At 63.2% G+C, this 19,330-nt stretch carries 21 protein-coding genes and 1 tRNA gene; 3 read left to right on the top strand and 19 right to left on the bottom strand.

Annotated elements, in window-relative coordinates; translation table 11 throughout:
* Positions 1 to 50: 50 nt before the first annotated feature.
* Entirely contained in the window at positions 51 to 833 is a 783-nt protein-coding gene (locus tag ACXAJV_RS09430; protein ID WP_475084590.1) for a DUF2189 domain-containing protein, read from the top strand.
* Here the strand turns inward: ACXAJV_RS09430 and ccoS are convergent.
* From ccoS to ccoN, 8 genes are read right to left on the bottom strand one after another with little or no spacing between them, the layout of a single operon-like run.
* Positions 770 to 991: a cbb3-type cytochrome oxidase assembly protein CcoS gene (ccoS, locus tag ACXAJV_RS09425; protein ID WP_475084588.1), complete on the bottom strand. Its 222-nt coding sequence runs from the start codon at positions 989 to 991 to the stop codon at positions 770 to 772. The two genes, ACXAJV_RS09430 and ccoS, sit on opposite strands and share 64 nt — an antisense overlap.
* Positions 991 to 3,174 carry a copper-translocating P-type ATPase gene (locus tag ACXAJV_RS09420; RefSeq protein WP_475084586.1) on the bottom strand — a complete coding sequence of 728 codons (2,184 nt, stop codon included), beginning with the start codon at positions 3,172 to 3,174 and terminating at the stop codon, positions 991 to 993. Before ACXAJV_RS09420 ends, ccoS begins: the two co-directional genes overlap by 1 nt.
* Positions 3,162 to 3,632, bottom strand: a complete 471-nt coding sequence (locus ACXAJV_RS09415; RefSeq protein ID WP_475084584.1) for a FixH family protein — start codon at positions 3,630 to 3,632, stop codon at positions 3,162 to 3,164. Before ACXAJV_RS09415 ends, ACXAJV_RS09420 begins: the two co-directional genes overlap by 13 nt.
* Positions 3,632 to 5,113: a cytochrome c oxidase accessory protein CcoG gene (gene ccoG / locus ACXAJV_RS09410; RefSeq protein ID WP_475084583.1), complete on the bottom strand. Its 1,482-nt coding sequence runs from the start codon at positions 5,111 to 5,113 to the stop codon at positions 3,632 to 3,634. Before ccoG ends, ACXAJV_RS09415 begins: the two co-directional genes overlap by 1 nt.
* A 41-nt stretch (positions 5,114 to 5,154) precedes the next feature.
* Positions 5,155 to 6,093 (bottom strand): cytochrome-c oxidase, cbb3-type subunit III, encoded by a 939-nt coding sequence (gene ccoP, locus ACXAJV_RS09405; protein ID WP_475084580.1) that lies wholly within the window; start codon positions 6,091 to 6,093, stop codon positions 5,155 to 5,157.
* Positions 6,080 to 6,277 (bottom strand): cbb3-type cytochrome c oxidase subunit 3, encoded by a 198-nt coding sequence (locus ACXAJV_RS09400; protein ID WP_475084578.1) that lies wholly within the window; start codon positions 6,275 to 6,277, stop codon positions 6,080 to 6,082. Before ACXAJV_RS09400 ends, ccoP begins: the two co-directional genes overlap by 14 nt.
* Positions 6,278 to 6,281: 4 nt before the next feature.
* Entirely contained in the window at positions 6,282 to 7,043 is a 762-nt protein-coding gene (gene ccoO / locus ACXAJV_RS09395) for a cytochrome-c oxidase, cbb3-type subunit II (RefSeq protein ID WP_475084577.1), read from the bottom strand.
* A 9-nt stretch (positions 7,044 to 7,052) separates the two neighbouring features.
* Positions 7,053 to 8,705: a cytochrome-c oxidase, cbb3-type subunit I gene (ccoN, locus tag ACXAJV_RS09390; RefSeq protein ID WP_475084575.1), complete on the bottom strand. Its 1,653-nt coding sequence runs from the start codon at positions 8,703 to 8,705 to the stop codon at positions 7,053 to 7,055.
* 373 nt (positions 8,706 to 9,078) lie between these two features.
* Between ccoN and ACXAJV_RS09385 the strand changes: the two genes are divergently transcribed.
* Complete coding sequence (locus tag ACXAJV_RS09385) at positions 9,079 to 10,584, top strand: MBL fold metallo-hydrolase (protein ID WP_475084573.1); 1,506 nt, start codon at positions 9,079 to 9,081, stop codon at positions 10,582 to 10,584.
* 15 nt (positions 10,585 to 10,599) lie between these two features.
* Here the strand turns inward: ACXAJV_RS09385 and fsa are convergent, their stop codons facing one another.
* The 7 genes from fsa to ACXAJV_RS09350 form a co-directional block, all read right to left on the bottom strand.
* Entirely contained in the window at positions 10,600 to 11,253 is a 654-nt protein-coding gene (fsa, locus tag ACXAJV_RS09380; protein WP_348335678.1) for a fructose-6-phosphate aldolase, read from the bottom strand.
* A 79-nt stretch (positions 11,254 to 11,332) separates the two neighbouring features.
* Positions 11,333 to 12,586 carry a threonine ammonia-lyase gene (locus tag ACXAJV_RS09375; protein ID WP_475084570.1) on the bottom strand — a complete coding sequence of 418 codons (1,254 nt, stop codon included), beginning with the start codon at positions 12,584 to 12,586 and terminating at the stop codon, positions 11,333 to 11,335.
* Between the two features lie 97 nt (positions 12,587 to 12,683).
* Positions 12,684 to 12,833: a hypothetical protein gene (locus ACXAJV_RS09370; RefSeq protein ID WP_475084569.1), complete on the bottom strand. Its 150-nt coding sequence runs from the start codon at positions 12,831 to 12,833 to the stop codon at positions 12,684 to 12,686.
* A 63-nt stretch (positions 12,834 to 12,896) separates the two neighbouring features.
* Positions 12,897 to 13,469, bottom strand: coding sequence for a DUF5655 domain-containing protein (locus ACXAJV_RS09365; protein ID WP_475084566.1), 573 nt, complete (start codon positions 13,467 to 13,469; stop codon positions 12,897 to 12,899).
* Between the two features lie 136 nt (positions 13,470 to 13,605).
* The gene (locus tag ACXAJV_RS09360; protein WP_475084565.1) at positions 13,606 to 14,562 is read right to left on the bottom strand and encodes an alpha/beta fold hydrolase; all 957 of its coding nucleotides are present in this window, start codon (positions 14,560 to 14,562) and stop codon (positions 13,606 to 13,608) included.
* An 8-nt stretch (positions 14,563 to 14,570) separates the two neighbouring features.
* Positions 14,571 to 15,407, bottom strand: coding sequence for an SDR family NAD(P)-dependent oxidoreductase (locus tag ACXAJV_RS09355; protein WP_475084563.1), 837 nt, complete (start codon positions 15,405 to 15,407; stop codon positions 14,571 to 14,573).
* Positions 15,404 to 16,915, bottom strand: coding sequence for a flavin-containing monooxygenase (locus tag ACXAJV_RS09350; RefSeq protein ID WP_475084562.1), 1,512 nt, complete (start codon positions 16,913 to 16,915; stop codon positions 15,404 to 15,406). Before ACXAJV_RS09350 ends, ACXAJV_RS09355 begins: the two co-directional genes overlap by 4 nt.
* A 171-nt stretch (positions 16,916 to 17,086) precedes the next feature.
* Between ACXAJV_RS09350 and ACXAJV_RS09345 the strand changes: the two genes are divergently transcribed.
* Positions 17,087 to 18,187: an NADH:flavin oxidoreductase gene (locus tag ACXAJV_RS09345; protein ID WP_475084560.1), complete on the top strand. Its 1,101-nt coding sequence runs from the start codon at positions 17,087 to 17,089 to the stop codon at positions 18,185 to 18,187.
* Here ACXAJV_RS09345 and ACXAJV_RS09340 read toward each other — a convergent pair.
* The 4 genes from ACXAJV_RS09340 to ACXAJV_RS09325 all read right to left on the bottom strand — a co-directional run bounded on the left by ACXAJV_RS09340 (position 18,184) and on the right by ACXAJV_RS09325 (position 19,305).
* Positions 18,184 to 18,465 (bottom strand): flagellin, encoded by a 282-nt coding sequence (locus ACXAJV_RS09340; protein WP_475084559.1) that lies wholly within the window; start codon positions 18,463 to 18,465, stop codon positions 18,184 to 18,186. The two genes, ACXAJV_RS09345 and ACXAJV_RS09340, sit on opposite strands and share 4 nt — an antisense overlap.
* On the bottom strand, positions 18,462 to 18,926 hold the full coding sequence (locus tag ACXAJV_RS09335; RefSeq protein ID WP_475084556.1) for a flagellin: 465 nt from the start codon (positions 18,924 to 18,926) through the stop codon (positions 18,462 to 18,464). The genes ACXAJV_RS09340 and ACXAJV_RS09335 overlap by 4 nt, the downstream gene beginning before the upstream one ends.
* A gap of 14 nt (positions 18,927 to 18,940) precedes the next feature.
* Positions 18,941 to 19,016, bottom strand: a tRNA-Phe gene (locus ACXAJV_RS09330).
* Between the two features lie 121 nt (positions 19,017 to 19,137).
* The gene (locus ACXAJV_RS09325; protein ID WP_475085453.1) at positions 19,138 to 19,305 is read right to left on the bottom strand and encodes a DNA gyrase inhibitor YacG; all 168 of its coding nucleotides are present in this window, start codon (positions 19,303 to 19,305) and stop codon (positions 19,138 to 19,140) included.
* Positions 19,306 to 19,330: the final 25 nt, after the last annotated feature.

The raw sequence follows: 19,330 nt of genomic DNA, 5'->3' as shown, positions 1-19,330 counted from the left end.
CCGCAAAACAGCTGACGGTAGCCAGCATAGAATTTCCGAGGGAGGACACCATGGTTCATCTCCAGCATGTGCGCCGGGACGCACCCTGGGCCTGGCTCAAAGCCGGGTGGCAGGATCTCGTACGCGCACCGCAGGTGACGCTGGGTTACGGCCTGATCTTTGTCGGCCTGGGTGCCCTGATCGTGCTCGGACTGAACGCCATCGGCTTCGCCTCCGCCGTCCCGGTCGCGCTCAGCGGCTTCGCCCTCATCGCACCGGCACTGGCAATCGGCATCTACCAGGTGCCCCGGGCGATCGAACGTGGCGAAAAGCCCCGCTTCCGTTTCATCATTTCCCGCTTCCCCTCGCGGCTGTCGCAGATCGGTTTCCTCAGCCTGCTGCTCCTGATGCTCTTCCTGCTGTGGGTCCGGATCGCACAATTCCTGCTGGTCGCCCTTGCACCCGATACCCCGCTGCTGCCGGGCCCCTTCCTGGAATACGCGCTGAGTGACCCGGCCGGGCTGGGCCTGATGGTCATCGGCACGGCGATCGGTGCAGTCCTGGCAGTCGTCGCCTTCTCCATGTCCGCCCTCGCCTTCCCGATGCTGGTCGATCAGGACGTGGACGCGGTGACCGCGCTCGTCGCGAGCTTCAAGGCTGTGATCGGCCAGCCCTTCGTGATGCTGACCTGGGCCTGGCTGATCGCCTTCATGATGGCGGCAGGATCCGCTGTCTTCCTGATCGGTCTTGCCGTGACTTTCCCGTGGATCGCCTTGGCGACCTGGCACGCCTACCGGGATTTCTCGCCAGAAGCAGCGCCGTCGGCATCGTCGCCCGCCTCGCCGTCGGCATAACCTTTGGGCACGATCGGCCTGTCGTCATCCATCAGGATGCGTTCTGCGGCACCGTCCAGATCCTCGAACTGGCCGGATTTCAGGCTCCACATGAAGGCCAGCAGGCCCAGACCGCCCATGGCGATGGCGACGGGTATCAGCCAGATCAGGACGGACATCAGCGAGCAAGCCTCAGCGCATTGAGAGTGACCAGGACCGAGGATGCCGACATGGCAATGGCGGCGATCAGCGGCGTGACCAGACCAGCCACGGCGAGCGGCACGGCGATCATGTTGTAGACCGCGGCCAGGCCGAAATTCTCCAGCACCCGACGCTTGGCGCCGCACGACACATCATAGGCCACAATGGCCGACGTCAACCGGTCGCCCTGCAGCACGAAGTCGGCAGCAGCCTGGGAAATCTCCGCGGCCGAAGCCAGCGAGACGGACACGTCCGCCGCAGCCAGGGCCGGCGCGTCATTGATCCCGTCGCCGATCATGGCAACGCTGCGCCCTTCAGCTTTCAATGCTTCCAGACGCGCGATCTTGTCCTGCGGCTTCAGCTCCGCCTGCCAGGCATCCAGTCCCAGCTCGGCTGCAACGGCTTCGACGGGACCGCTGCGGTCGCCCGAGAGGAGTTCAACCCGGCAACCCCTGTCACGCAACGCAGCGACGGTCTCGGCAGCGTCGGCGCGCAACCGGTCTTCAAAGCGGAAGCGGACGGGCGCCGCGTCACCGGCCTTGAGCCAGACTTCGCTGTGCGGATCGCTCGCCGCCTCGATGCCCAGCCAGCGTGCCGAACCGAAGCGGATCGTCACACCATCCTCGACAGCTTCAATCCCGCCGCCGGAAATTTCGCGCGTTTCGGCCGCTGCGATCCCCATGCCCGCGGCATCGGCGACAGCACGGGACAGGGGGTGACGGCTGGTCCGGGCGAGCCGTGCAGCCGTCTCGAATGCCGTATCGGAAATCTCGTCCCGATTGATCAGACGCGGCCGGCCTTCGGTCAGTGTGCCCGTCTTGTCGAACACGACCGTGTCGATCCCGGCCAGACGCTCCATGGCGTCACCCGATTTCACCAGCACACCCTCGCGATAAAGACGGCCAGATGCGACGACCTGGACGGCAGGAACCGCCAGACCGAGCGCACAGGGGCAGGTGATGATCAGGACCGCAATCGCGTGGATGATCGCCAGATGCGCGCTTTGGCCGATCACCAGCCAACCCAGCAGCGTCAATGCCGCGAGGGAATGAACCACCGGCACGTAGAGCTTTGCTGCCCGGTCAGCGAGACGCACATAGCGCGACCGGCTTTGCTCCCCGGCCTCGACGAGACGTGTGATCTCGGCGAGCAGGGAATTGTCGCGGTCGGCGATGGCTTCCAGTACCAGCTTGCCGTCCAGGTTCAGCATGCCGGAAAAGACTTCGATGCCCGGCTTGGCGGTCACCGGAGCAGTCTCACCGGTCACAAGGGAGCCGTCGAGCGCCCCCTGGCCTTCGCGGATTACCGCATCCACGGGCACCCGGTCGCCTGCGGCCAGGACCAGCCTGTCGCCGGCCTTGACCTCGCGGGCCGGGATCGCCTCGATCCGGCCGTCATCGCGAAGCCGGTTGGCGGTCGCGGCCTGCATCGCGGCCAGACCCCGGGCCGCTTCACCGGCCTTGGCCCGCAGACGCATGTCGAGAAAACGCCCGATCAGCAGGAAGAAGAGCAGCATCGCCGCGGCGTCGAAATATGTGTCGCCATGGCCGTAGAAGGTTTCCCAGAGCGACAGCCCGCAAGCCAGGATGACGGCGAGCGAGATCGGCACGTCCATATTGACGTGCTTGTTGCGCAGTGCGGTGATTGCCGAGCGGAAGAAGGGCTGGCCCGCATAGGCGACCGCCGGCAACACGATCAGCGCCGATATCCGGTGCATCAATGCCTGGGTCGCCTCGGTCATTTCCATGCCACCGGCCCAGACCGAGATCGACAGCAACATGACGTTCGCCATGGCAAAGCCGGCAACCGCCATCGCACGAAGCAGCTTGCGCTCTTCTTCCTTATGAGGATCGGCTTCTGCTTCCGGCTCGTAGGGCGTGGCAGGATAGCCCAGCCGGCCCAATCGGCTGACATAGGTCGATGCCAGCGCCGCATCGCCCCGCCAGCTCAGACGAAGGCGGCCAGTCGACAGGTTGAGGCGCGCGCGCTCGACACGATCGTCCTCCAGCAGGCCCGACTCGATACGCGAAATACAGCCGGCGCACACAGCGCCACGCACCAGCAGATCAAGATGGCATTGTCCATCAGCAAGGCGGACGAAGGCCTGCGGATCGACCTGGCTGACCGGTTCGGAGAAATGAGCCGTATCTAGCGCAGCCAAAGCGCGTGCTCCATTTCGAACGGCGCATCGCCATTATTGTGTGCGCGCAGATGCCATTGCCCGCTCTCGGTACAGGGCAGCGCGGCGCGATAGAGACCGGAGCGATCTTCCAGAAACTCGAGCGGACAGTCCCGCGACGTGTTCGTGGGATGGTTCATGGCGCCGGTCAGCTCAAGCCCCGGCACGGGCACGCCACCGGCATCGCTGACTTCCACCAGCAGTTCGCCATCGACCACATTGACCCGGGCCGACCAGCCCAGCTCGGCCTGTTCGTGGCGGCGGGCCAGCGTCTCGTTATAGTTGAGCCCCTGATAATAGGAACGCGGCACATCCTCGCCAGGGTGCGTACGCATGGCGAGGGTGATGAAGGTGGCATTCACCCCGATCGTCACGCCGAAGAACAGAACGATCATGATCAGGACATGCCAGCCCCGCAAGGGGTTCAAAAACGACTTCATCACTCGGCTCCGGTCACGATCATGGACGGGGTGGTTGCGGTCTCGCCGGTTCGTGTGTCGGTGACGCGGAAATTGAAGGTCTCGCGCGCACTGTCGATCGCGCTGGCCGGCAGAGTGAGATATATCACGAAATCCTGGGTCCGGTCGGCGTCCACGCTGAGCTGCATGGGGGCATCATCCGCAGCGCCAAGCAGTCGTGTCACGATCTGCGGGTCGCCCTCGATCGAGAGGGTGAGCGTACGCGGTTCATTGGCCTTGTTAACGACTTTCAGATTGTAGCCGTTTCGCACTGAGCCGTCCGACAGGATCACGAAATTCGGATTGCGGTCCCGCTGCGAGTTGAGCTCGAGCTCCGACCGGTTGAGCAGGGCACCCAGCATGATCGCCGCAACGATGGCCAAGGCCACGCCATAGACGAGCGTGCGCGGACGGATGAACTTGTAGACGGCCTTCTCGCCTTTCTGGAAACGGTCGACATTGTCGTCCGTCTCGTAGGTGATAAGACCGGTCGGACGGTCCACCTTTTTCATGATGTCGTCGCAGGCATCGATGCAAAGTGCGCACTGGATACACTCCAGCTGGGCGCCATCGCGAATGTCGATCCCCATCGGGCAGACCGCGACGCACTGCTTGCAGTCGATACAGTCGCCGCGACCGTCCCAACTCTCGCCCTTCTTGTGCGGTCCGCGCGGCTCGCCCCGGTCGACCCGGTAGGTGACGTTCAGGGCATCACGGTCCGTCATGGCCGCCTGGATGCGCGGCCAAGGGCACATATAGGTACACACCTGCTCGCGCATCGTGCCGGCGAGCGTGTAGGTGGTGAAGGTGAGCATGCCGGCGAACAGGTAGGATGACGGCTCGGCCTGACCGGTGAAGAAATTCCCGATCACGTCATACGCGTCGTGGAAATACAGGATCCAGGCGCCGCCCGTCGCCAGGGCGATGACCAGCCAGACCGCGTGTTTGCCGATCTTGCGCCAGGCCTTGTTGAAGGACCAGGGCGAGCGGTCCAGCTTGATCCGGGCATTGCGGTCGCCTTCAAAGGCCCGCTCGACCCAGATGAACAGGTCGGTCCAGACCGTTTGCGGGCAGGCATAGCCGCACCAGACCCGTCCGAAGAGCGCGGTTGCGAGAAAAAGCGCGAGCGCTGCGAGGATCAGCAGGCCGGTGATGTAGTAGACTTCCTGCGGCCAGATCTCGATGAAGAAGAAGTAGAAACGCCGGCCGGCAAAATCGACCAGAACGGCCTGGTCCGGCGCGTCCGGTCCCCGGTCCCAGCGCAGAAAGGGAATGAGGTAGTAGATGCCCAGCGTCACCGCCATCACCAGCCATTTGACGGTGCGGAACTTGCCGTGCGCCAGCTTGGGATAGATGGGTTCGCGTTTCTTGTAGAGTTCGCGCGTATCCGCTGCGTTGACCGCTTCGGCCTTTGACTTGCGGATGCCGGGCGCCGCCATGGCGCGTGTGTTCGTGTCACTCATGACGGCGCTTTATCCCGGTTCCTCTGGTTGATGTATGCGACCTAGCGCCCCGTGGGACCGTTCGCCGCACCCTCTGCTTCCTCACCGCCGCCCAGCAGATAGACATAGGCGGCCAGCGCATCGATCGTGGCGTTGTTCAAACGGCCTTCCCAGGCCGGCATCACCCCGTAGGGGCCGCGATGGATGATGTTGATCACCTGCTCGCGGCTCGAACCGTAGAGCCAGTCCTGGTCGACCAGGTTCGGAGCCCCCTGCATGCGGTCTCCCGTACCGTCAGGCATATGACAGGACGCGCACTGGATGTCGTAGGTCTCCTGACCGCGGGCGAGCGCCTCGGTATTCACATCCCCGGCGCGGCCGGACATAGACAGAACGTAGTCGGCAACATCCGCGATCTCGCTGCCGGTGAGCAGTTCGTCGCGGCCGAAGGACGGCATTTGCGAGAAACGGGTATCGGGATGTTCCGCCCGGATGCCGTAGAGCAGCGTGGTGCGGATATCCTCATAGGTGCCACCCCACAGCCAGACGTCGTCATTCAGGTTGGGATAGCCGATAGCACCCTGGGCGCCCGACCCGTGACAGGTCGCGCAATTGTCGCCGAAAGCCGCCTCACCTGCTGCTCGGACAAAGCCGAGCAGCTGGGGATCATTCTCGATCTGGTCGATCGAGGCCCCCTCTAGGGCCGCGAAGCCACTGGCCCGGCTGGCTTGCAACTCCTCGATGGCCTGGGCGACATTGGCCCGCTCGGAGTGGTCACGAAGGCCGCGGGTGTGATCGGTCTCGCCAGCCAGTCCCGGCAGGGCCGGCCAGGCTGGCATGAAGATCATGTAGACCACGGACCATGCGACACTGGCGTAGAAGACCCACAGCCACCAGCGCGGCAGCGGCGTGTCGAGTTCCTTGATACCGTCCCACTCGTGACCGGTCGTGGCCGTCCCGGTGTGGGCGTCTCTTTCGCGTTCTTGATCATGTTCGGACATGGGTCTCGTCCTTGTTGTGATCGGCCGTTTCCGGCTTGTCGGTTTCTTCCAGCGGCGTGCGCGCGGCAGCGTCAAACTTCGCCTGGTTACGCGGCCAGAGCGCGTAGGCGAGGACGCCGAAGAACAGGAGGACGAAAATCAACAGCCCTCCTGTCTGGGCGAAATTGGAAAGTGTCTCGTGCATCGCCCTACCTCAGATTTTCGTCGGCTTCGGCCTCGTAGGTGGAGAAGTCCACCATCGTGCCGAGCACCTGCAGATAGGCCACGAGCGCATCCATTTCGGTCACCCGCGACGGGTCGCCATCGAAGTCGCGCATCAGCGCATCCGGGTAGCGTTCCTGGAAGCCGTCATAGTCGGCGGCATAAGGGTCCAGCTGGGTGGTGATGTCCGCGACGGCACTCTCGATCATCGCGTCGGAATACGGCACGCCCACGCGGCGCAGGGCCCGCAGGTTGGCCGCGACATTGTCGTAGTCCAGCTCGGCCTCTTCCAGGAAGGGGTAGTCCGGCATGATGGATTCCGGCACCACGGACTGCGGGTCGCGCAGGTGGTCGCGATGCCATTCATCCGAATACTTGCCGCCGACGCGGGCGAGGTCCGGCCCCGTCCGTTTCGAACCCCACTGGAAGGGGTGGTCGTACATGCTCTCGGCCGCCAGCGAGTAGTGGCCGTAGCGCTCCACCTCGTCGCGCAGCGGGCGGACCATCTGCGAGTGGCAATTATAGCAGCCCTCGCGGATGTAGATGTCCCGGCCCAGCTGTTCCAGCGGCGTATAGGGACGCACGCCTTCCACCTCCTCGATGGTACTGTCGAGGTAGAAGAGCGGGGCGATCTCGACGATGCCCCCGATGGAGACCGTGACCAGGATGCCCACGGTCAGCAGCAGCGAGTTCTGCTCGAAGAGCTTGTTGTGGAGCTTACTCCAGCGGCTTTTCTTTTGTTCTGACATGACAGGCCCCTATTCGGCCGGAACGGCGGCGGGTTGAGGAATGACGTTTTCGTCTTCCTCTTTCACGTCGCCCTTGATCGTGCGGTACATGTTGTAGGCCATGATGATCGCGCCGCTCAGATAGAGCAGACCGCCGACGGCCCGGATGATGTAGGAGATGTGCATCGCCTCCACGGTCTCCACGAAGGAGAATTCCAGGAAGCCGAGCTCGTTATAGGCCCGCCACATCAGACCTTGCATGATGCCCGCGACCCACATCGAGGTGATGTAGAGCAGGATGCCGAAGGTCGCGATCCAGAAGTGCCAGTCGATCAGCGCCTTCGAATGCATGCCCTTGCGCTTCCACAGCCAGGGAACCAGGCAGTAGACCGCCCCGAAGGAGATGAAGCCGACCCAGCCCAGCGCACCGGAATGCACGTGGCCGACGGTCCAGTCGGTGTAATGCGAGAGCGCGTTGACGGCGCGGATCGACATCACCGGCCCCTCGAAGGTCGACATGCCGTAGAAGGCAACCGAGAGAACCAGCATCCGCACGACCGGGTCGGTGCGCAGCTTGTCCCAGGCTCCCGACAGGGTCATGAGGCCGTTGATCATACCGCCCCAGGACGGCATCCACAGCATCACCGAGAAGGTCATGCCCAGGGTCTGCGCCCATTCCGGCAGCGCCGTGTAGTGCAGGTGGTGGGGACCCGCCCAGATGTAGATGAAGATCAGCGACCAGAAGTGGATGATCGACAGGCGGTAGGAGTAGACCGGACGCTGAACGCGCTTGGGGATGAAGTAGTACATGATCCCCAGGAAGCCGGCCGTCAGGAAGAAGCCCACCGCGTTGTGGCCGTACCACCACTGGGTCAGCGCATCCTGCACGCCGGCAAACAACGAATAGCTGCGCGCGCCGAAGAAGCTGACCGGCATGGCCAGATTGTTGACCACGTGCAGCACGGCGATGGTGACGATAAAGGCTAGGTAGAACCAGTTCGCCACATAGATGTGCGGCTCCTTGCGCTTCCACAGCGTGCCCAGGAAGACGAGGAGATAGGCGACCCAGACGATGGTCAGCCAGAGATCGGTATACCATTCCGGCTCGGCATATTCTTTGGACTGGGTGATGCCGATCACATAGCCGGTCGCGGCCATGACGATAAAGAGCTGGTAGCCCCAGAACACGAACCAGGGCCAGATCCCGCCGGCGATCCGTGTCCGGCAAGTGCGCTGGACCACATAGAAGGAGGTCGCCATAAGCGCATTGCCGCCGAAGGCGAAGATTACGGCCGAGGTGTGCAGCGGGCGCAGGCGGCCGAAACTGGTAAAGCCGAACTGGTCGATATTGAGCACCGGGAAAGCCAGCTGGAAGGCAATGACCACGCCGACGAGAAGCCCGGCAATGCCCCAGAACATGGTGGCGATCGCCCCGGCCTTGACCAGGTTCTCATTGTATTCGCGTTCGTCATTGACGACGCCGCCATTGGCGATGGACCCAACGATCAGGATGATACCGGTCAGGAATCCGCCCAGCAGAAGCCAGGCCTGGCCGCGCATCGCGGCCTCGGGTGCGTAGGCCGCTGAAAACAGCGACCAGAGCGCCCCCAGGAAGGTGATGAGAAGCACGACGGCAGTGGAAGGATCGGCCCCTGCGCGTCGCAGCACTTGCGGCGTAGACATTTATGCGCCCCCGGATTGGCTGTTATCGAGCCCGGTTTAGCGCACTATCCCCCAAAAACTCTATGGCAATTTGTCGCGTGCGTCGAAATGGAACTGCTACACGGTCTTGCCGCGACACGGTGCGAGGGATTGCCCGCCGATACTCACCGGTCCATACGCCAGACTATGCAGGCTTTGCGTTGATTCCCAAACGATTTTTGAAAAAATTCGCCAAATCAGCCGACAAGCCGCCACGAGCAACGCTAGGTCGCGATGCGTCAAGCTGCCGCTGTGGCAGGCTCGGCGGCCGGGCCCGCCAACCTTACCGATTGTTGGGTTGAGTCGCTGTGTGCCATGACCCAAGACCGTCACGGGAGACATCGGAGGGACGATCATGAAACTGGCCATCGCGCTTGGCGCGGCGCTCTTTGCTACGGCCTGTATGGGCCCAACGGCGAATGCTGAAAATCTCACCGAACCGGCCGACCTCGCCCGGCAGGCGCTTGACGCGTTGGGTGCGGGCTCGGCGGTCGCCGAAGGCGACTGGATCGCGGCAGACATCACCGGCGAAGCCTGGATGCTCGAACAGAGCGGTACGCTTGAAGGCGGCTGGATCCGGCTGGACCAGACCGGACAGGTCACCGCCGATCTGGCATCCCGCCATGGAGAAGTCTCCGAAGCGCGTTCCGTGCCAGCGTGGAACGGAACGCCATACGGGGGCTACACGATCCGCTTTGCGGACGATGCGCTCGCCGCGGCCCACAATCCGCGCGCCGCGGATGACGCGACGGCCTGGGGTCCGGCGCGGATGGCCCAGGCCCGGCAAGCCCTGCGTTATCTGGACCTCTTTCCCGCCGCGCTGCTGCGCCAGGCCTTGTTCGCCGACGATCTGCGTCATGACGGCGAAAACCGACTCGCATTCACCCGCTCCGCCTTCGGGATCACTGAACAGGTCACAATAGACATCCTGCCTGCATCGGGAATTCCAACCGGCTTCACGGTCGAGACACGCTTTCCCCACGACATGTTCCTGTCCGGTTGGGGCGAGAGCACGCTTCGCGGCGAATGGGGGTTCTGGTGGAGAACCGAAAGCGGCCGCCTGCGCCCGCGTCAGCTGGAAATCTCTTTCAATGGCCGCCCCTGGCAGCGGTTCGAGCTGTCCAGCTTCTCGACGGACCGCCCAGCGCTCGCCGACACATTGGCGCAACCGCCGGAAACCGCCCCCGGCGGTTTTGCCATCGACGACTTCCCGTTCTCCCGCCGGCATGAAAGCCCGGCCGAGAATGTACGCGTCTATTATGGCGCCTGGAATGTAATGGCTGTGGCCCTGGACGACGGTGTCTACATCCTTGATGCGCCGATTTCACCGGGCTATGCGCGTGCCGTGATGGACCAAGTCGAGACCGACTTCCCCGGACAACCATTGCGGGGAGTGATCACGACATCCAATGCCTGGCCGCACATGGCCGGTCTTGCGGCCTTCGCCGAACGCGGCATACCGATCCATGTCCACCCCAAAAATGTCGACCTGGTTACGGCTATGGTTCCGCTCCTGAGGGGCAGTGACACCCTGATCCCGTTTTCCGACGGCCAGGCAGTCGGCGCGGGCGAAACCCGTCTGCGTGTCAGGCTCGCAGCGGGTCCGGGTCTGGACCGCATGGCCTTCGTCTTCGTGCCCGGCGCCAACCTCGTCTGGGGGAGCGATGCAGTCCAGCTGGACCGGGGCACGCAGGCGCCCTCGCCGCATGCCCGGCAATATATCGCTGAATTCCTCAACGCCGTGTGCGCTGACGTTCAAGGGACGACACAGGTCGTGGCGATGCACATCGATCCTGTCTCCATCGATGCGCTCAATACAGGCTTCGCCGGGGATCCGGAAGCTCAATGCCTGGAAGGCTGACGGCCGGAAAACCGGTCAGAGAATGCTCTGACCGGTCTTTTTCCAATCCGCAAGGAAGGCTTCGAGCCCTGCGTCGGTGAGCTTGTGCTTGACCAGGCCCTTGAGCACCGCCGGCGGCACGGTGGCTACGTCGGCGCCCGCGAGCGCGCACTGCTGAACATGGTCGGCCGAGCGGATCGACGCGGCCAGGATTTCCGTCTCGAAGCCGTAATTGTCGTAGATGATCCGCAGGTTCTCGATCAGCTCCATGCCATCGACACCCAGATCGTCCAGACGGCCGATGAAGGGCGAGATATAGGTCGCACCGGCCTTGGCCGCGAGCAGGCCCTGATTGGCCGAGAAGCACAGGGTGACATTGGTCTTGATGCCGTCATCCGTCAGCGCGCGGCAGGCTTTCAAGCCGTCGAAGGTCAGCGGCAGTTTCACCACGACATTGCCGGCCAGCGCAGCCAGCTTACGTCCCTCAGTAATCATCCCGTCAGTGTCCATAGCCGTGACTTCGGCGCTCACAGGACCGTCCACCAGCGCGCAGATTTCCTTCGTCACCTCAATGAAGTCGCGGCCGGATTTGGCGATCAGTGAGGGATTGGTCGTCACGCCGTCGACCAGGCCGGCCTCATTGAGTTCGGTGATTTCAGCGACATCGGCGGTATCGACAAAGAATTTCATGACTTAACTCCAATCGGACGGCGGACCACTTGCGCGCGGCCGGTCCTACTATGTCCATGTGACAAATTAAATGAAACGCTCAATAACTGGCCTGCTCCACGCGGAAACCGGCCTCGCGCAGCGCGGCCTCGATCCGGTCCATATGGGCCGCATCCTGCGCTTCCAGCGAGATATCGATATAGGTCACCTTCGCCGGCAGGTCAGAGAAGGTCTTGTGATAGGCCACATCCGTGACATTCCCCTCGGCCCGCGAGATCACCTCGGACACGGCCGACAGCTGTCCCGGCACGTCGACCAGCTCGATGCGCAGCCGGGCCAGGCGGCGGGACCGGGCGAGATCCCTCAGCAGCAGCGAAGACAGCAGCCGGGTATCGACATTCCCGCCCGTGAGAACCAGTCCGACACGCTTGCCGGCGAACCGTTCCGGCGCGGCGAGAATCCCGGCCAGCCCCACGGCCCCGGCACCTTCCGGCAGCACGCGCAGGTGCGAGATGAAGAGGTTCAGGGCCCGTTCGATCTGGCGCTCATCCGCGACGAGCACATCGTCGAGAATATCCCCGAGTATTTCGCGCGTCAGCTCGCCAGGCTCACGCACGGCGATCCCCTCTGCCAGGGTGAAGCCGCCGATTGGCCGGTCAGTACCATGATAGAGATTGGCGAAAGACGGAAAGAGATCCGACTGCACCCCCACGAGCTCGATATCCGGTTTTATCTGGCGTGCCGTGAGCCCGCACCCAGCGGCCAGCCCCCCCCCGCCGATCGGCAGGACCAGCGTGTCGAGACCGGGATATTCGACGAGCATCTCGCGGGCCAGCGTTCCTTGCCCGGCCAGCACGACCGGGTCGTCGAACGGGTGGATAAAAACCGCTCCGGTCTCCGCCGACAGCGACAGCGCATGCGCCTTTGCCGTATCGAAGTCCGCGCCCGTGATATCGACCTCGGCTCCAAGCGCCCGGGTCTGGTGCACCTTCACCATCGGCGTGCCTTCTGGCATGACGATGGTCGCTGCTATGCCCATCGCTGTCGCATGACGCGCCACGCCCTGGGCGTGGTTGCCTGCCGATGCCGCCACGACGCCCCGACGGCGCTCCGCTTCGCTCAGTGCGGCAAGGCGGGCATAGGCGCCACGCTCCTTGAACGATCCGGTAGCCTGGAGGTTTTCCAGCTTCACGACGACATCACAGCCCAGCGCCTTGGACAGCGCGGGCGATGGCAGGCAGGGCGAACGCAGGATGCCGCCCATACCCTGTTCATGAAGCCGTCTGACGAAGGCGAAGGCGCCAGCGAGGTCGCCGGGCATATCCGACGCCGGCTGTGAGGCTGTAAGGGGCATTCTCATGTCTCCGGTCAGCCGGACATTTCAGACACGAAAAAGCCCCGCTCCTTTGGGAGCGAGGCCGGTTTTCCGTGTCGTGATGTCCGGTGGGACGTCAAACAGGCGTCGGCAGCGCTCCCGCGAGGGCGAGGCCAATAACAATCGAAAGAAGAATGAGGCCGGACATCATCAGCGTCCGGACCTTTGCGGTCCGCTCTTCGTCAATCCGCCGGGCAATGGCGATGGCACGAGCACGATTTCGCATGTCATTCCTCTTTCAGCTGATAATTACAATGGGGTGTCTTCGCCCCCCTGTCCAGCCCCTCGCCTATCCGGCGCGGTCATATGCCATGCGCAGCCATTCGATCAGCTCGGCATCCACATCCTCGACCGAACCGAGGCGCACCCTGTGTGACACCATGCCGTTGAACGAACCGGACGCTTCCAGACGCCCCTCGGGCGCAACGTCCTTCAGATTGATTCCGACATCGACCCGGGTTTTGGTCGATGGCTGGACAAGCGCGAACTGCTTGGCACGGCGCAGGCTGACATAGGTCTTTTTCGGCGCCTGTTCGACATCATCGCCAAAACCGGCAACCGCATCGGCAATCGCGTCATGAACCGGCCGGAGCGCAGCCTTGTCGCCGGCATACTGCGCGGCCACCAGGTCGGCGGACGGATCGGGAAGCTTGGTCGCTACGCCGCCCCGCACCTCATGGGCGACGAGATTGGCAAAGCCGTGCGTCATGCCATGCTCGCTCTTGAGCAGTTTGACCATCTCGCCATGCTTTTCCAGACCGCTGGCCTTGACGATCTCCACCCAGTCAGCCAGCGGCTTGCCGGTCTTCGCGGGCATGTTGGCGATCATGGTTGCGGCCATGTCCTGCGGGGATTGTGCCATGCCTGCCTCCCTATCCTTTCGGCGCCCGGTCGAGCGGCCGGTTCGACGGACGAACCGGCTTCCCAACCTCGATAAGCGCTTTGGAAGTGTTGCAGATGGATCCGGACGTGAAAAGAACCCGCTCGCTTTCGCTCTTTCAAACGCGGGACGCGACCCGCCGGACGAAGGCCTCCACACGGTCCGGCACGATCACCAGCGGCATGTGGCCGCCACCATCCAGCGTTTCTATATCGGCATCCGACAAGGACTGGCGCAGGACTGCAATCTGGTCGCCGGCAGACAGGATGCGGTCATCGGTGCCGTAAAAGAGCCCGACCGGCACGCCGATACCATCGATCCGTGCTGTGATACCGTCCATATCCTTAGACACGCACTGCAGATCGGTCGCCGCTGCATAGAAGGCCTCCGGCCGCAGGCTGAGCAGGCCCCCGCCCCGGGTGCGAAAATCCTTGGGCGGTGCGTCGGGACCAAAGATGAAGGCCAGCGTCTTCTCGCCGTTGCGGATCGACATCGGCACGGCCAGCGTGTTTGCCACCAGACGGCGCAAGACCGGATTGGCGATATCGATCCCGGCAAAGGCTTCAGCCGGTTGAGAGGGCGCCTGGATCAGCGCCGAAACCAGCGCCAGTGCCTTGACCCGCTCAGGATGATTGACCGCCAGCGCCAGCGACACGGCCCCGCCGAGCGAATGCCCGACCAGGATGGCGGGACCGATCCCTTCCTTCTCGAGCATTTCGGCAATCATGCGGGCCTGTTCGGGGATACGCGCCTGATCGTCTGAGTCACGTTCCGACCAGCCGCATCCGGGACGATCGATGGCAATGACCCGGAAATCCCGGGCCAGCCGGTCGACCATGGCATAGCCGAAATTGTGCAGATTGCCGGCCAGGCCATGAATCATCACGACCGGCGTCCCCTCGCCCTGGTCGGTCCAGTGGATGCGTCCACCGGAGACTTCGGTGAAGCGGCCATTGGCCGGGATTGCGGCAGCAGCCTTCTTGGCGATAGCAACGCTGAACTGCCATGCGAGGACCAGAGCCAGAAGGAGTACGGCGATCAGACCGACGAATATCCACATGATGACCGACAGCATGTTCGCCCCTACTCGCTCTTCGCGCCGGCGAGGCGCCCCAGTTTCGACCAGTAGCTGACCGGCCAGATCCGCTCGATCAGCGCCATTGTGTGCGCGTCGCGCCCGACGAGAACACGCGGCTTTCGATGCTCCACGCCGCGCAAGATGATGCGCGCTGCTTCAGGGGGCGGCATCACCAGCAAGCGCCGGGCCCGCTCGCGCCCTTGAGAGACTTCCATATTGCTCGCATCAGCCGGCATGCGGGCACTTTCCGCGATCTGCGTCGCGACGCCGCCCGGATGAACGACCGTCACCCCCACCCCGGACTTGTCCATAGCCAGCTCGTGCCGCAGCGCGTTGGAAAAGCCGCGCAAGGCGAACTTTGCGGCAGAATAGGCTGTCTGCCCGGGCGGCGAGATAATCCCGAATATGCTCGACGTGTTGACGATCTGGGCCGGTGCGGACCGCTCCATAAGCGGCAGTAGAGCCCGTGTGAGCCGCACCGGCGCATGGAAGTTGATTTCCATCAGCCAGTCGAAATTGGCCGCCGTCACCCGGTCGAACGTGCCACCCAGCGCCACACCCGCATTATTGAACAGGAGGTGCAACGGCATGCCATCGCCCGCAATCTCGGCTGCGAAAGCCGAAACCGCCTCACGGTCCGACAGATCGAGCGCCCGGGTCGCCACCTTCACGCCAGAACCGGCAAGATCCGCTGCGAGCGTTTTGAGCCCAGCGGAATTCACGTCAACAAGAAGGAGATCGGTGCCGCGCCCGGCAAGGTCGCGCGCGAGTGCGGCGCCAATACCGCTGGCCGCACCGGTAATCAGGGCGCGGCGGCCTGCGAACTCGAAACGGCGGCTCATTCTGCCACATCCCGGCGCAGGGCCGTGTGCGAGAGCCGCGGCGTGTATTCGCCCGCGCTGGCAAAACGCATATGACCGTCTTCCAGCCGGCCATAGCGGATCGCCAGCATGTCCCGGGTATAGTTCTGATAGGTGCGCCAGGGCGCGACCGACCCCTGTTTGGGAAGATGCGGCAGGGCGCGCTGCACATAGCCCGAGGAGAAGTCGAGCAGAGGCGCCGGCTGCAGGTCGTCCGGCGGGATCGGCACGGCGATCTCGGTACCGGTACGCTCCATATAGTTCAGCATCCGGCAGACCCGTTCGCAGGTCAGATCAACCTTCAGCGTCCAGGAGGCATTGGTATACCCGAAGGCCAGCGCCAGGTTCGGCATATTGCCCAGCATCATGCCGCGATAGGTGAAAAGCTCGGCGGGCGTGACAGGCACACCGTCAAGACTGAGGCGCGACCCGCCGGCCAGCTGCATGTCCAGACCTGTCGCGGGAACGATGATATCCGCCTCGATCTCGGCCCCCGACTTCAGGCGGATGCCGGTCTTGGTGAAACATTCGATGTGATCGGTCGCGATCGAAGCCGAACCCTCTCGCAGGGCCTCGAAGAAATCCCCGTCCGGCGCGAGGCAGAAACGTTGATCCCAGGGATTGTAGTGCGGGGTGAAATGGGTCTCGACGTCGAAGTCCTCGCCCAGCTCCTCGCGGACATGCTTGATCACCTGGCGCTTGACGAACGCCGGAAACCGCTTTGACAGCTGATAGACATAGATCGACAGCGCGATGTTCTTCATCCGGGCAAGTAGATAGGCCAGCTTGCTCGGCAGGACCCGCTGCAGCACATCGGCCAGACCATCGCGGGACGGGCGCGCGGCAATATAGGTCGGCGAACGCTGCAGCATCGTCACATGGGCGGCGCTCTGCGCCATCGCCGGCACCAGCGTTACCGCCGTCGCCCCAGAACCGATAATCACCACGCGCTTGCCGGAATAGTCGAGGTCTTCCGGCCACAGCTGGGGATGCACGATCTCGCCAGTGAAATCGTCCTGGCCGGGAAAGTCGGGCATGTAGCCTTGCTCGTAGCGGTAATAACCCGAGCACAGCATCACAAAGCGGCAGTCGAAATCGACGCGCTTTCCGTCATGTTCCGCCGTGACCGTCCACAGCGCTTTTTCGCTGTCCCAGTTTGCGCCCACGACACGATGGCCATAGCGGATATGAGCGTCGATACCGTTTTCGCTGGCAGTCGTCTCGATATAGTCGCGAATGGCCGGTCCGTCGGCAAACACCTTACCGCCCGTCCACGGCCGGAAGGCATAGCCGAACGTGTACATGTCGCTGTCCGAACGGATCCCGGGATAGCGGAAGAGATCCCACGTACCGCCCATCGCATTCCGCGACTCCAGGATCATGTAGCTCCGCTCGGGGCAGCGCGCCTGCAGATGATAGGCTGCGCCGACACCGGACAGGCCCGCACCGACAATCACCACATCCAGCACATCGCTTTTTGCTTCGCTCATCCGGCTCCCCGTCCTGTACAGCCGCAAAAAGTGAACACTGTTTCTGGCAAAGCGCAAGCGTGTGAACCGGGACACACGACGATTCCGAATATTCGAAATGCACACCCGGGACTCGATTCTGCGGAGGAATTGTCTAACTGCTCTGATCAACGGTTTGTCGAGGAGAAGAATATGACCGACACAAAGGCGCTCTTCCGCCCCTTTTCGCTGGGCTCGCTGGAGCTGAGCAATCGCATCGCGATGGCACCTATGACGCGTTCGAAGAGCCCGGGCGGCATTCCGGGCGAGCCGGTCGTGGAATACTATCGTCGTCGCGCCGCCAATGCGGTCGGCCTGATCATAACCGAGGGAACCACGGTCGACCGCCCCGGCGCCAGTTTCGATCCGGCCATACCGAACTTTCATAACCCGGACTCCCTGGCCGGCTGGCGCAAGGTTGTCGACGCCGTGCATGCCGAAGGCGGCAAGATCGCGCCGCAGCTCTGGCATGTCGGCCTTGCGCGCCGCCCGGGAACCGGCCCGCACCCCGAAGCCGCATCCGACAGCCCGTCCGGCGTCCTGCCCGATGGCAAGCAGATCGGCGAGCCGATGACCGCCGAAGACATTGCCGACACGATTTCCGCTTTTGCCAAAGCCGCAAAAGCCGCCGCCGAAATCGGCTTCGATGCCATCGAGCTGCACGGCGCACATGGCTATCTGCTCGACCAGTTTTTCTGGGATGGCACCAACAAGCGCGACGACCGGTTCGGCGGCGGGCTGATCGAGCGCACCACCATCGTCCAGGAAATCGTCAAAGCCGTACGTGCGGAAATCCCGGCCGGCCTGCCGCTCATCCTGCGCTTCTCGCAGTGGAAGCAGCAGGACTACAATGCGCGCTTGGCGCAGACGCCGGACGAGCTGGAAGCTTTCCTTGCGCCGCTGTCCGGGGCCGGCGTCGACATCTTCCACGCCTCCACCCGCCGGTTCTGGATCCCCGAGTTCAAAGGGTCCGATCTCAACCTGGCCGGATGGACGAAGAAACTCTCCGGCAAGCCGGTTATCACCGTTGGCTCGGTGGGGCTGAACTCCGACTTCCTCGGCGCCTTCATGGGCGAGAACTCACAAGCTTCGTCGATCGACAGCCTGATCGAGCGCCTGGAGAACGATGAGTTCGACCTCGTTGCCGTTGGCCGCGCCCTGATCAGCGATCCGGAATGGGCCGCAAAGGTCCGCGACGGCCGGTTCGGCGAGCTAAGCGATTTCGACGCTGAAAAGCTGAAAGAACTGGTCTAGCGGAACAGCTGCAACAAGTATTGCGACGCCCGGTTCGCGATCGACACGGCCTGGATACCGAGCTGCTGCATCACCTGGAGCGCCTGCAGCTCGGCCGCCGCCTTGGTCATATCTGCATCGCCAAGATTGCCGATGCCCTTTCCCAGGGCATCGGTGAGCTTGTCGGTGAAGCTGCTCTGGATTTCCAGCCGTTTTGAAGCGGAGCCCAGCCGGGCCAGAACGGCGCCGATATTGTCAATGGAGCTGTCGAGCTCGGAGATCGCCAGATTCGCATTCACGAAGGCACTGACCGTGGCGTCTTCGGAGAGGGTGATATATTGGTGCCCGGACCACCCGACGGCCCGTAGGACAGGTCCTCTGCCGCGAAGGTGATCCGGTTGCTGCCATCATCATTGGCAAGCACAGACAGGTCGTCACCCCCGGATTTGATCAGGTTGATACCGTTGAATTCCGCGTTTTCGAGAATCGTCTTGATCTGGTCGCGCAGCTGAACGAAATCCTCGATCAGCACATTGTGGCTTTGCTGGTCCAGGCTGTGGTCCGACGCGGCAAGCGCCTTCTCGCGCATCTCGATCAGGAAGTCGGAAATGGATTCGCTCGCCGCGATGGCAACATCGACAACACTCGTGCCGCGGTCCAGCGACTGCTTGACGACGTTATAACCGCCCACCTTGGCCCGCATGCCCTGCGCGATCGTATAGATCGCGCCAAGCGGATGAAAGTGGCGTAAAAGGATCAATCATGGGGAAAAAATGGTGCCCGGGGGCGGATTCGAACCACCGACACGCGGATTTTCAATCCGCTGCTCTACCAACTGAGCTACCCGGGCGCCGGGCGGACACGCGCCTCGGGGCGCGGTCGAGAGCGCGGTTTATAGGGGGCCGCGCCGGGCCTGTCCATGGCCGTTTTCAGCGAAATGTGCACCCGGCCGCAACGTCCGGGCGGCCAGCCTAGCGGTCTTCCCCCGACGGCGGGTTTTCCTCGGCGACATCAGCCGGTTCGCCGGGAATGGCGTAGCTGTCATTCATCCACTTGCCCAGATCCACATCGGCGCAGCGCCTGGAGCAGAAGGGCTTGAATTCGGGGTCAGCCGGCTTGCGGCAGATCGGACATTTCATCATGTCCTCCTTCGTTCGGCATTTA

The organism is Maricaulis sp. ABE4_448, from assembly GCF_056160825.1.
The sequence above is the reverse complement of the archived record's forward strand: the minus strand, read 5'-3'. Positions and strand labels throughout refer to the sequence as shown.